Consider the following 12572-nt stretch of genomic DNA (forward strand, 5'->3'; position numbering starts at 1 on the left):
GATTGGTATATCTGAGTCAGGATGCTTCACCGTTACCAATCCCTTCCCTGCCAGTTTGAATTGGTGGTCCGAGTTCTTGACCCACCAGGTCCATCCCTCACTCTCCAATCGCTTGATGATGTCTGCGCTTTTCATAGTGTGTAGCTATACACATAATTTCAGCTAGAGGCGGGTCATTTAGCTCAGTGTCAAGGAGAATGACTTCAGGGATTTTCTGTTCAGGAAAGACATCTTCTATCGCCTTGCCGGTGGAACTCACACCCCGAACCGAACACCTTGAGGCAGGACGCTTCGAGACAAAAACAGGCGTAAACGGGGCAAATCAGCGCGGCTTCACGCAGACGTGCGCACCGCCGAGGCATCTACCGGCGCAAACCCGAGCGGGTTAGGCGCCTGAAATGAAAATCTATCGGACAGAACCGCGTCTATCGGACAAAAAGAAAATGCGGTCCTGTGAAGAACCGCATGAATTGGCGCGCCCGGCAGGATTCGAACCCACGACCCCTTGGTTCGTAGCCAAGTACTCTATCCAACTGAGCTACGGGCGCTATGCTATGACTGGTAACTACTCTGGCATATCCAGTATCGTGCATCATTATATCAGACAGGTACGCTTCCAAGTCAAAGCACTTTTCCGAAAACTGCATTGCAGAATCGAAAACGATATGGCAGAGCGCCTATGATCAGGATATTTCCCGTTGCATGAGTTCTCTCCCCTGCCCTTCGTCCATGCGTGAAAGAGAGGAGCAAGCACAGCTGGACAATATAACGCCAGAACTCTATTCTGCCTCAGGAGAGGGAAACGTCTACTCTTTTCGGAATGAGCACTGCAGCACCCGTCAATTTCCCTTCCCGCAATCTTGTCAAAGCCGTATTCGCTTCACTGAGTGGAAAGGATTCGGTAGTAACATGGATTGGCACTTGTGGTGCCAGCTTTAAAAATTCCTCGGCGTCCTGGCGGGTAAGGCTGGCAACGGAAACCAGGCGTTTTTCCCGCCACAGAATGTCATAGGGAAAAGTGGGAATGTCACTCATGTGAATTCCCCCGCAGACGACGATCCCGCCCGGACAAATAGCGCGCAGAGCAACAGGCACAAGGGCTCCTACCGGGGCAAAGATGATGGCTGCGTCGAGTTCTTCAGGGGGCATCGTATCCGAGCTTCCCGCCCAGGCTGCGCCCATCTTGACGGCGAATTCCTGCGCTGCCGCATCACCCGGGCGTGTAAATGCAAACAGTTTGCGCCCTTGATAATGCAAAATTTGAGCCGCAATGTGCGCCGCGGCGCCAAAGCCGTAGATACCTACCCGTGCAGCATTGCCGGTCATCTTGAGTGCGCGGTATCCGATCAACCCGGCGCATAGTAACGGGGCAGCTTCCGGATCGCTATAATGGTCCGGAATGCGAAAACAATAGCGGGCGTCCGCGACTGTATATTCCGCATAACCGCCGTCGATCTGATAACCGGTGAATCTGGCGTTCGGGCACAGATTTTCCCGCCCACTGAGACAATAGCGGCAATGTCCGCACGTCCATCCCAGCCAGGGAATACCAATCCTTTCTCCAATCGCAAAATCCCGAACATCCGCTCCGCGTGCAATCACGTGTCCAACGATTTCATGCCCCGGGATGATAGGCAGTTTCGGATGAGGAAGTTCACCGTCCACCACGTGCAGGTCAGTGCGACAGACTGCGCACGCCGCAATCTCGATCAATAATTGATCAGGACCCGGCTGGGGACGCGGGATACAGCGTATCTGAACCTTTTCTCGGGGCGCGTCCAGCACCATTGCCTGCATCAATCCATTTTGGTTTTGTATAGCCATTCTCAAAAAAGCAGAAAGTTCAAGACGCTGAACCTGTCATTAAGAGAAAGTGTTCCTATTGCACGAATGTGGCGGCACGAGGACGCGTCCCTTCAATCCCATGCTCGAATAGTCGCGCAGCACCGCTTCGGAAATTTGCTGCAATAATCCCAGCTTGCACAAGGCGACGCACGCACCGCCAAAGCCCGCTCCTGTCAGCCGCGCTCCATACACATCAGGATGAGCCTGGAGCAGCGCTACCAGTTGATCAAGTTGTGGAACCGAGACCTCATAATCGTCCCGCAAACTGAGGTGAGATGCGTTCATCAGTATACCGAATTCCTCTGCGTTATCGCATTCGGCCGCCCGCAGGACGCGTGCATTCTCGCTTACGATATGGCGCACCCGACGGCATAGCGGCTCAGGCAAAGCGTCCGCCAGTGAAATGTCGTGGACGTCGCGAAGTGATTGCACTCCAAGTTGACGTGCCGCCTCTTCACACTCTGTCCGGCGCTGATTGTAGCCGCTTGTCGCAAGTGTGCGGGCAACACCTGAATCTAGCACCAGCACAGCCGAAGCCGGCGGCAGAGGAACCAGCCTGCGCTCAAGCGTGCGTGTGTCCAATAATAAGGCCTCCTTGGTTCCCGCAAGGCTCGATGCCATCTGATCCATGATGCCACAACGCACTCCTGCGTACTGGATTTCGGCGCGCTGAGCGAGTTGTGCGATTCGGACATCATCCAGGGGAAAACCAGTCAGAACCCGCAGGGCTCGCAGCGTAGCTACCTCAAGCGCTGCGCTGGAGGAGAGGCCTGCTCCCATCGGCACGTTCGATTGAATGTAGATGTCGAGCACCGGGACTTCCACCCCCGCTGCCTGCGCCTCGAGCAGGCATCCATATACGTAGGTGGCGAAATGCTCCTGCGGAGATTTGCCGAGGGTAAAGTAAACGATGTCATCTAATGTTTCCGAATACAATGCATACTGGGCCCTGCTGCTGCGGCGCATGCTGACACTCGTCTGCTGCTCGATCGCAATCGGCAGCACGTAACCTTCGTTATAGTCGGTATGCTCTCCCAGCAGATTGACACGACCCGGCGCCCCTGCCTCAACCTCAGGCGGATTTCCAAATATCGCCTCGAAGCTGCTCACTCCTCCTCCGCAAAATCCCGGTCGCAGTGCCTGTCTCGCCGATTTCGAGCCTCAAAGCGAATTCCAGATCGATTGTCGGGAGAACGGCGAAATATATTCATTCGACAGCCACCTCTATCTGTTGAAGCTCACGGGCTTTCTCCTCAGGCAGTGCATCCATCGCAAAGAAGCCGGCTGCAATTTCTGTACCTGCGAGATATTTGAGCCGATCACGAGTGCGATAGGGGGGATAGAACTCGGCATGTAAATGCGATTCAGGATGGGCTTTTCCATCGGTCGGCGCCTGGTACCATGCCATCAGATAAGGAAAAGGCCTCTGCCAGAGGCCTTCATATTTGAGCAGAACAGTTTTCAATGCCCGCGCCAGGTCTGCTCGTTGCTCTGGTGTGAGGTGAACAAAGCTTTCAACCGGCTCAACTGGCGCGACCCAGACTTCGTATGGATAACGCGCGCATACCGGGACGAAGGCAACGGCGTGTTCACCCTCATAAAGCATGCGCACACTCGCCTCCCGCTCCCCGGTTATGAGATCCTGTAGCACTCCCCTGTCTTTCGCTTCATAGTAGCGTTGCGCCTCCTGCTGCATGCGCCTGGGTACAGGCGGCACCAGGGGGTAGGCGTAAATTTGACCATGCGGATGATGGAGAGTTACACCAACCTCTGCACCCCGGTTCTCGAATGGCAATACGTAAGCTATATCTCCCCGCCGCGCCATCACAGCGGTACGGTCTGCCCATACTTCCATCAATAATTCGATGTGAGCGAGCGGCAAGGCACCGAGCGAAGCTTTGGCATCTTTCGTGAAAACCACTACCTCGCAATGCCCTACGGCCGGCGCACTGGGGACGATGAGCAAGGGTGGCTCTCCTATTGGCCCCAGGGACGGGAAGCGGTTGTCGAAGACAGCCACATCCCAGTTTCCGGAGGGCACCTCGGTGGGATGAGCCGGATCCGTTGTTATACCGAGTGGGTTATATTCGGGTGGAGGCAGGAAGGTTCGCCCCTGCCGATACGCCGCATACGTCACCCACTCTCCGCGTAACGGATGCCATCGCAGGTGGGGATGCGCATTCAGGGGTTCAGCGAAGGGGCTTGGCGCAACAATATCCGGATTAATCGGCTCACGCGAATACAGGGTCAGCTGGCGGCCATCCGGTTTGATGAGCTCCAGCGAATACACCTAAATACCTCCAAGTATATGGGTCGGTGAGACGCGCGTGGCACGCGCAATTTGCTCAAGGGGAATCTTGGGAGTGCGGTCTGCACAGAGCAGGCCGTTTGCTTCCTGAAAGGTGTCAGCAAACTGGGTATAACAAAAGCCACTGAAGAGCGCGGTGTGGATCACTGCATGCATCAGCTTGGTATACATGCGCGCAAATTCCTCTTCGTCTCGTGCCATCGTGTAGCCCCAGGTGTGTTTGACGCCTGGTTGCGGGCACTTGGCGAAAGCAATCCCTCCGAACTCGCTTAACATGATCGGCTGGCCCCTGTGCGGGTAGCCGTCAAGGGTTAGAATTCGCCCACCCGGACGCCGCCGGTCGAACAGCTGTTCAGGCTGTATCTCGGCGCCATAACGCTGACGCAGGTGTTCAACGTTGGCGTCATAATCGTGAATGCCGATGATGTCCGTGGCGCTGCTTTCCCATCCATCGTTGCCGATTACCGGCCGCGTCGCATCCAGTGTTTTCGTCAAGTGATACAACGCTTCGACCGCGTGCCGCTGTTTACCCACTGCGGTAAGTTCGGGTACTCCCCAGGATTCATTGAAAGTTACCCATACAATGACGCAAGGATGGCTGTAATCCCGCTCGATAGCCTCAGTCCATTCCCGCACCGTCCTCTTTATAGCGCTGCGGGTGAAACGATATGCGGAAGGCATTTCTTCCCATACCATCAGCCCGAGCTTATCCGCCCAATAGAGATAGCGCGGGTCCTCTATCTTTTGATGCTTGCGCACTCCGTTGAAGCCCATCGCCTTTGCAAGTTCCACATCGCGACGCAGCGCATCGTCACTCGGCGCAGCTAGTAGCGTCTCCGGCCAGTAGCCTTGGTCAAGCACGAGCCTCAGCATATAGGGCCGGCCGTTCAGCATGAAGCGATCGCGCAAGATGTTGACCGAACGCATGGCAGTGTATGATGCGAACTCGTCCACCACCTCCTCGCCCCGCATAAGCCGTACCACTGCATCGATCAATGTGGGACGTTCCGGGCTCCACAGCAACTCATTACGAAAATCATCAATTCCAGGGTCAGACAGTATGATTACGCGATCCACTTCCCGTTCGACCACGCGATAGCGATCATGTGCAAGTAACTCATCCCCATGGCGCAAACATACGTCTACTGCCAGTTCGTCTGCCTCTTCTCCTATTACGCGCGCTTCGAAGCCTATCGCGTATATCTCGACCTGGGGCGTCCACCGAATCTTTTCAATGTAATTTTTGGGCACCCGCTCGATCCAGACTGTCTGCCAGATACCAGTGGTACGGGGATACCAGATGGCATGAGGTTCGAGCTGCCAATCCTGCTTTCCACGCGGCTTGGCCAGCTCGTGCGGATCGTCCTCCACCTGTACCGTCACCTTCTGTTTTCCGGACGGATCGAGCAGAGGGGTGATGTCGCCCCAGAATGGCGTATGTCCTCCTTCGTGACTGGCAGCAAAACGATCGTTAACCCATACCTTTGCCGAGTAGTCGACGGCGCCGAAATGCAGGATCACCCTATCGGAAGCAGATGACTCCCAATCGAAATCCCGCTCATACCAGCAGAGTGAATGAAAACTGCGGTCACCGATTCCACTTGCCTCGGATTCGGGTGGAAACGGCACGATGATTTCCATCGGCCACGACTCGATCTGGGATGGATGTGTGAAAGTTCGCGCATTATCGTAGCGAAAGCGCCAAGCTCCATTGAGTGGAGTCCAGTTGGAGCGCTGCATCTGCGGTCGAGGGTGCGCGAACTTCAATGCATTCTCCTCCTAAAGCGCTGCATTGCTTGCTCATCATTGCGACGAGCGGCTACTCAGGTATGACTGATATCTGATTGGATAAAATTGGGACTATCAGATAAATATAGTAGATAGCAGCAGTCCTGCCGACAACCGGGTTGGTTAACTCTTAGCCTCTATTGATCACCGTCGACTGCTTTAGTTTGATGGGTGGCGGAGACGGAGTGCGAAACTTCGAACCGTGTTCTGGAAATTCTAGAAGAATGGAACGACTATCTCAAGAATAATGTTTCGTATTATCAGGAGCCGTCACCATGAGCGGCTTCAGCAATGTTCAAACGGTAGCTCGGGCATTCTCGACCGCTGCCGCACCTTCCCCAAAGAAATCTAAACGGCGCTATACGCCTCCGTTTTCCCTACGCTTCACCATCGAGGAGCGTAAACGGCTTAATGAAATGGCAGGAACCCAGCTGCTGGGGTCATATATTCGTGACCGCTTGCTCGGCGAACAGGTTGAGAAGCGCCGCAAAATCAGAAAACCCACGCCGGATACCACCTTATTGGCTTTGGTACTAAGTGAGTTGGGTCATTGCCATGCGGTCTGGTCACGAATCGACGTTTCGGAAATGAAAGCGGTACGGCTTTCTTTCTCCAAACGGAAATTAATAGATTTATCCCGAGAATTGTTTCTGGAGCACGGCTGGACGATGCCAGAAGGACTGAAGCAATCCCAGGCGCGCGATCCAAGTAATTTCACGTTGGCAGAATGGCAACAGGCCAAGCGCATTGGCAAAGACCCAAAACAGATTAAAGCCGTATTTCAGGAATGCCGGTCGCTCAGCCGGACGCGCTAGATATGCACGGTTCAATACCGCATACTCGCTTGGCGCATAGCCATCGAAGCCTTCATATTTAAATTACCCTTAATACCAATAAATATTATAATTAGGTATCAGGATTTTGATTCAGGGAGCAAGCCATGCCGGTACAGAAAAATACCAGTGTCACGCTGGGCGAGCATTTCGAGAAGTTTCTCGCCCATCAAATTGAATCCGGGCGTTACGGCTCAGCCAGCGAAGCGATACGCGCCGGTCTTCGTCTGTTGGAAGAACGTGAGGCCAGGTTGGAAGCACTGCGCCGCGCCCTGACCGAGGGCGAGCAAAGCGGCCTTGCCGATTATTCCCTGCAAAACATACTGGATGAACTGGAAAGCGAAGACTAGGCTCAGGACTCATTAATTGAGATAGAAGATGACGGTAGCGGCGATACAGATGGCGGAGAAGAAGGTGTGGGCGCAACGGTCATAACGCATGGCGATGCGTCGCCAGTCCTTGAGCCTGGCGAACATATTTTCTACCTTGTGGCGTTGCTTGTAGAGTTCCCTGTCGTATTCGATCTGGGTTTTACGGTTCTTCTTCGGGGGAATGCAGGGCGTAATACCCTTTTCTCTGAGGGCTGCCCTGAACCAGTCAGCATCATAGCCGCGATCCCCCAGCAACTCTTTTGCCTTGGGTAGAACAGGCAACAATAGGGCCGCACCCTTGTAATCGCTCATCTGCCCTTCGGAGAGCAGCAGGACAACAGGCTTGCCCATGCTGTCGCACACGGCATGGAGTTTTGAATTCAAGCCGCCCTTGGTGCGACCGATACGGCGGGGAACATCTCCTTTTTTAAAAGGCTGGCTGCCGTACGGTGCGCCTTCAGATGTGTGGCGTCAATCATCAGCCGATCCGGCGTTTCCTCTTTGCCAGCCAGTTCCGCAAAAATGCGGTTGAATATACCCATCTTGCTCCAGCGCATGAAGCGATTGTAGAGCGTCTTGTGCGGGCCGTAGCTTTTGGGAGCGTCCTTCCATTGCAGGCCGTTCTTTATCACGTAAATAATCCCGCTGATCACCCGCAAATCATCCACACGCGCCACCCCATGGGACAAGGGAAAATAAGGCTTTATGCGGTTGAATTGTTTCTCTGACAGCATAAAAAGATCACTCATGGCAACTCCTCCTGACATAAGTGAATCACATCCGCTCACTTCCGTGAATCCCAAAATCAATAGGTCCTGAGCCTAGATGGGGACGTTCATCCTCACACAGAAAGCCAGGGACGACTTGCTTGCCATTGGCCGTTACACGCGCAAGCAATGGGGAAAGACCCAGCAGAGACACTACCTGACCCAGCTTGACAGCACCTTTCATGATCTGGCGGACAAACCCGGTCTGGGTCGGGGATGCGATGATATCCGGGAAGGTTATTTCAAATACGGGGTCGGTAAGCATGTGATTTTTTACCGTCACACCGGAAAAGAACGGATCGAGATTGTCCGCATCCTGCACGGCCGGATGGATATCGAACAGCATTTATAGTTCTGCTTTCCGTTAACGGTTCTGATTCTATTGCCGTCGAAAGCTACAGGATTTCGGCGGCGCAGCGCCATTGAGCCTGCGATCGGGCACATGAAAAATGACGGGCGGCTGCGCAGAAATTGGTTGAAAGGCGCACAAGGCGACGCCTTCCATGCCTTGCTCTGTGGTTGCGGCACAACCTGCGCATGATTCTGAGGAAGCTGCGGCTTCTTCTCGCCCTGATTCTCGTTCGGCTGCAGGCGCAAACAGCGAATGATGACAGAGATGGGCACCAGCTTATAGCAGCCTGTTCCTGAAAATCAAATTGTTCAGGGCTGACTAAATACCGAATATCAAATATGGACTTCTTCCTGTGGTTTCCACGGATTGATTTTCTGGATTTTTATACCCAGTTCTGTTCTCGCCTTATCAAGCTCATAGGTTTTTTGCAGGTTCAACCATAGTTCCGGGCCGGTGCCGAAGAACCGTCCTAAACGTAGAGCCGTATCTGCTGTTAAGTCGCGTTTGCCACGAATAAGCTGCGAGATACGATTTGCAGGCACATCGATTTGCCGCGCAAGCTCTGTTCGCGTCATACCGATTTCTTCCAATTCATCAGCAAGAAATTCGCCGGGGTGAATAGCTTCTCTCGTCATGTTCCATTACCTTTCTCTATATCCACTTAGTGATAATCCACGATTTCCACATCGTTGGCACCTTCGTCCCATGTAAAACACACACGCCATTGTTGATTAACGCGGATGCTGTATTGTCCCACCCTGTCACCGGACAAGCGCTCAAAGCGGTTACTGGGTAAAGCAGCCAGCGCTTCAAGTGTATCGGCAGCATCCAGTATTCTAAGGCGCTTCTCCGCTTGGCGCTTAAAACCTGAAAATGCGGCTACATGCTGGCCTTCAAATAGACGCTCTGTTTTTCGACACTTAAAACGCTTTATCATTCTTATTAACCTTATCACATATTGACGCATTACGTCAATCGTCAATATTATTGAATAAAGTAGCTAAAATAAAGGGATAATGGTTTTGGAACACACTGCCCACTACCTGAGCCTTGACCGTTCTATGGCCGAAAGGCTAAGAGGCGCAGAAATCTAGAGATCAGAAGACAACCAGCAATCCCACGCACAAGACAAAGGGCAGGATAAAGAGCCACAACGCTAATTCTAAGTATTCAATCGCTTGTCACTTCCCCGCTTTTCTCCTATTTTCTCTTCATTCAAGCAGTTGCAAGGGCATTCTGTGCAAACGCGTAATGACCATTCGTGAATTGGCTGCTTATCTCAAGATGGCAGAAAAGACACTTTACCGCCTTGCAGCCGAAGGCGCTGTCCCCGGCTTTAAGGTCGGCGGTTCTTGGCGCTTCCGTAAAAGCGAAATTGATAAGTGGATTAAGAAACAAGAGGCGGACGCAACGTGATTACAGACTACCATGCAAAATATTACGCGCATGAATTGACGGCTAAACATTCGTCATCGTCGGTAAATCGTATCTCGCGTTCACTGTTTGATGCTTCCGTTGATCTTAATCCGCATCAAATTGAAGCATCACTTTTTGCCCTACGCAGTCCTTTGTCGAAGGGTGTTGTTCTTGCTGATGAAGTTGGATTGGGAAAAACTATCGAGGCAGCGCTTGTCCTCTGCCAGCTATGGGCCGAAAGAAAACGCAATCTTCTCATTATCTGCCCCGCGTCTTTACGCAAACAATGGGCGACCGAACTTCAAGAAAAATTTAATCTTCCAACTCAGATTCTTGATACTACGACCTTCAAGAAATTCCAGAAGCAAGGGATATACAATCCCCTGCTATCAGGGAAGATAACGATTGTTTCCTACCATTTTCCATTACGACTTGAAGAGAGCTTTATTTCCGTTCCGTGGGATTTGGTCGTTATTGATGAAGCCCATAAACTTAGAAACGCTCACAGGCAAAGCAGTAAGATTGGGCAGACGCTCAAGAGGATATTTGAAGGAAGAAATAAGCTTCTTCTTACCGCCACACCTTTGCAAAACAGCTTAATTGAGCTGTATGGCCTTTCCACGCTGATAGATGAACATCTTTTCGGGGATGATAAGTCTTTCAGAAAGCAATTCATGTCGAGTGACAGCTCAATACCTGAACTGCGGGAGAGGCTCTCCCATTTTGTGAAGCGGACACTCAGGCGGAATGTTCTTGAGTATATCCGCTACACTGAGCGCAAGGCTATCACTGTTCCCTTTATGCCGACAGATAAAGAACAGGGTCTATATGAAGCGATTTCTGACTTTTTGGCGAATGAGGATACCTTTGCTCTCCCAAAGCGGCATAGGCATTTAACGGCTCTAATCATCAGAAAGCTGCTGGCTTCGTCCTCTCACGCCATCGTCAATACAATGGAGACTATTAAGCAGCGCTTGATAGGTCTTAAGGACGATCTGCCTCAGAATGACGAAAAGTTTCTGGATGACCTTATCGAGGACGACGACCTTGAGACAAATTACCTTGAGGAAGATAGCGCAGACGAAGACCAGCTGGAGCTTTTGGAGCAGCCTGAACAAGAGAAGGCAAAAGAAAAAATAGAAGCTGAAATTGCTCTTATTGATATGCTCATTGAAAAAGCCAAGGGCATTGGGAACGATACAAAGGCTTCCGCGCTTCTAAAGGCGCTTGAAATAGGCTTTCAGCGCATGGCAGATATGGTTGATCCGAAAACCGGAGAGCCCGCCCCGCGCAAAGCGATTATCTTTACCGAGTCCCGTCGCACACAAGAGTATCTATCGGCATTTCTTCAAGCCAATGGCCATTTCGGGAAGATCGTATCTTTTAGCGGTACGAATAGCGGGCAAGAAGCTAACGACATATATAAAAAATGGGTAGCCGAATATCAAGGTTCGGACAAAATAAGTGGCTCCTCACAAGTGGATCGCCGCACTGCCCTGATCGACCACTTCAAAAACCATGCTGAAATCCTGATTGCGACTGAAGCCGCCGCAGAGGGCGTGAACTTACAGTTTTGCGCCCTTATTATAAATTATGATCTTCCTTGGAATCCGCAACGGATTGAACAAAGGATTGGCCGTTGCCATCGCTATGGTCAGAAATTTGATGTGGTGGTAATTAACTTCCTGAATGAACGGAACCAAGCAGATCAGCGCGTCCTTGAATTACTGAGCGAGAAATTCAACTTATTCAACGGGGTATTCGGCGCTTCGGATGAGCTCTTAGGGCGGATTGAAAGCGGCATAGATTTTGAGAAAAGGATTTCCGAGATTTATGATACCTGCCGTTCCCCTAATGCGATTGAAAAAGCGTTTACAGACCTACAAAGGGAGCTGGAAGAGCATATCAATGAAAAGATAAGGTTAACGCAGCAGATTTTGATCGAGAATTTTGACGAAGACATTCACGATCTTTTAAAAATCAAGCTGGATCAGGCGGAAGAGCGCCTGGATAAGGTTGGGCGCTGGTTTTGGCGACTAACCAAGCATATCCTTGAAGGCAAAGCTGCGTTTGAAGATGAAAAATACGCCTTCCAACTGAATCAGCAGATTGCGCCTTCCGTTCCTGTCGGCAAGTATCAACTCGTAAAGAAGCAGGGCGCAGCTTCCATCGAGAACGCGCATACCTACCGCCTGACTCATTCGCTTGGAGAATTCGTCCTGCAACAAGGCGCAGACTGCAATACACCTGCTGCGGAAGTAGTGTTCTCGTACAGTGGACACCCGACGAAAATTTCTGCCGTGGAACAGCTCAAAGGTAAATCGGGGTGGCTTAACCTGCGTCTTGTTCGTGTCGAGGCACTGCAAACAGAAGAATATCTGGTTTTTACGGCCCAAACCGATAAGGGCCAAACGCTTGATAAAGAAACCTGCGAAAAGCTTTTCGGCTGTGAGTCTTCATCAACCCCAAAGCCCGTAAACGACAACGCCCCTGAAGTTTTATTGGTTAACACCAAATGTAATGTTGATGCACAAATCAGCGAGATTATCGAAGCCAATAACCGCTTCTTCCAAGAAGAACGGGAGAAGCTAGAAAAATGGGCAGATGACAAGGTTTTTGCCGCAGAGCAAGCGCTGTCGGATACCAAGAACCGTCTGCGCTCCATCAAGCGTGAATCCCGGCTTGCGGCCTCCATTGACGATCAGCAGCGCCTTCAGACCGAAATACGAGAACTGGAAGTCCTTCAGCGCCGCCAGAGACAGGAAATTTTTGAAGTCGAAGATGAGATTATCGAAAAGCGCGATGATCTTATTGCGGCTTTAGAGCAGAAACTAAAACAGAAAACCGGTATACAAGATTTATTTACGATCCGCTGGAAAGTGGCGTAAAGGA

Annotated in this window: 12 protein-coding genes, 1 tRNA gene and 1 pseudogene; 6 read left to right on the forward strand and 8 right to left on the reverse strand. The window is 51.7% G+C overall.

Annotated elements, in window-relative coordinates; translation table 11 throughout:
- Positions 1–471: 471 nt before the first annotated feature.
- From ACZ5BW_RS10125 to ACZ5BW_RS10145, 5 genes are all read right to left on the reverse strand, one after another.
- Positions 472–548, reverse strand: a tRNA-Arg gene (locus ACZ5BW_RS10125).
- A 241-nt stretch (positions 549–789) separates the two neighbouring features.
- Positions 790–1824, reverse strand: coding sequence for a zinc-dependent alcohol dehydrogenase family protein (locus ACZ5BW_RS10130; protein WP_464539527.1), 1035 nt, complete (start codon positions 1822–1824; stop codon positions 790–792).
- 39 nt (positions 1825–1863) lie between these two features.
- Positions 1864–2955, reverse strand: a complete 1092-nt coding sequence (gene galK / locus ACZ5BW_RS10135) for a galactokinase (protein ID WP_464539530.1) — start codon at positions 2953–2955, stop codon at positions 1864–1866.
- A 97-nt stretch (positions 2956–3052) separates the two neighbouring features.
- The gene (gene galT, locus ACZ5BW_RS10140) at positions 3053–4135 is read right to left on the reverse strand and encodes a galactose-1-phosphate uridylyltransferase (RefSeq protein ID WP_464539532.1); all 1083 of its coding nucleotides are present in this window, start codon (positions 4133–4135) and stop codon (positions 3053–3055) included.
- Positions 4136–5920 (reverse strand): glycoside hydrolase family 2 protein, encoded by a 1785-nt coding sequence (locus ACZ5BW_RS10145; RefSeq protein ID WP_464539535.1) that lies wholly within the window; start codon positions 5918–5920, stop codon positions 4136–4138.
- Between the two features lie 296 nt (positions 5921–6216).
- On the opposite strand from ACZ5BW_RS10145, the gene ACZ5BW_RS10150 reads away from it, so the two are divergent.
- Both ACZ5BW_RS10150 and ACZ5BW_RS10155 read left to right on the forward strand, forming a co-directional pair.
- Complete coding sequence (locus ACZ5BW_RS10150) at positions 6217–6756, forward strand: hypothetical protein (protein WP_464539537.1); 540 nt, start codon at positions 6217–6219, stop codon at positions 6754–6756.
- Positions 6757–6881: 125 nt separating this feature from the next.
- The gene (locus ACZ5BW_RS10155; protein WP_464539539.1) at positions 6882–7124 is read left to right on the forward strand and encodes a type II toxin-antitoxin system ParD family antitoxin; all 243 of its coding nucleotides are present in this window, start codon (positions 6882–6884) and stop codon (positions 7122–7124) included.
- 12 nt (positions 7125–7136) lie between these two features.
- On the opposite strand, the gene ACZ5BW_RS10160 is transcribed toward ACZ5BW_RS10155, so the two are convergent.
- A protein-coding gene (locus tag ACZ5BW_RS10160; protein WP_464539541.1) for an IS5 family transposase occupies positions 7137–7894 on the reverse strand; the annotation gives its coding sequence in 2 pieces (ribosomal slippage) (positions 7137–7576 and positions 7576–7894; 759 coding nt in all).
- A gap of 76 nt (positions 7895–7970) precedes the next feature.
- Between ACZ5BW_RS10160 and ACZ5BW_RS10165 the strand changes: the two genes are divergently transcribed.
- Together ACZ5BW_RS10165 and ACZ5BW_RS10170 are read left to right on the forward strand one after the other, a co-directional pair.
- Entirely contained in the window at positions 7971–8264 is a 294-nt protein-coding gene (locus ACZ5BW_RS10165) for a type II toxin-antitoxin system RelE/ParE family toxin (RefSeq protein WP_464539543.1), read from the forward strand.
- A 54-nt stretch (positions 8265–8318) separates the two neighbouring features.
- Positions 8319–8560 (forward strand): annotated as a pseudogene (locus ACZ5BW_RS10170) (IS5/IS1182 family transposase); the annotation flags it as partial.
- 36 nt (positions 8561–8596) lie between these two features.
- Here ACZ5BW_RS10170 and ACZ5BW_RS10175 read toward each other — a convergent pair.
- Both ACZ5BW_RS10175 and ACZ5BW_RS10180 read right to left on the reverse strand, forming a co-directional pair.
- Positions 8597–8899: a HigA family addiction module antitoxin gene (locus tag ACZ5BW_RS10175; protein WP_464539545.1), complete on the reverse strand. Its 303-nt coding sequence runs from the start codon at positions 8897–8899 to the stop codon at positions 8597–8599.
- Between the two features lie 26 nt (positions 8900–8925).
- Positions 8926–9201 (reverse strand): type II toxin-antitoxin system RelE/ParE family toxin, encoded by a 276-nt coding sequence (locus ACZ5BW_RS10180; RefSeq protein ID WP_464539547.1) that lies wholly within the window; start codon positions 9199–9201, stop codon positions 8926–8928.
- Between the two features lie 314 nt (positions 9202–9515).
- Here ACZ5BW_RS10180 and ACZ5BW_RS10185 point away from each other — a divergent pair, with 314 nt between their 5' ends.
- Both ACZ5BW_RS10185 and ACZ5BW_RS10190 read left to right on the forward strand, forming a co-directional pair.
- A complete protein-coding gene (locus tag ACZ5BW_RS10185) occupies positions 9516–9680 on the forward strand; it encodes a helix-turn-helix domain-containing protein (protein ID WP_464539549.1) in 165 nt (54 codons plus the stop codon).
- Positions 9677–12568, forward strand: coding sequence for an SNF2-related protein (locus ACZ5BW_RS10190; RefSeq protein ID WP_464539552.1), 2892 nt, complete (start codon positions 9677–9679; stop codon positions 12566–12568). The genes ACZ5BW_RS10185 and ACZ5BW_RS10190 overlap by 4 nt, the downstream gene beginning before the upstream one ends.
- The last annotated feature ends 4 nt before the right edge of the window (positions 12569–12572 follow it).

The sequence above is a fragment of the Nitrosospira sp. TNL300 genome (assembly GCF_055385915.1).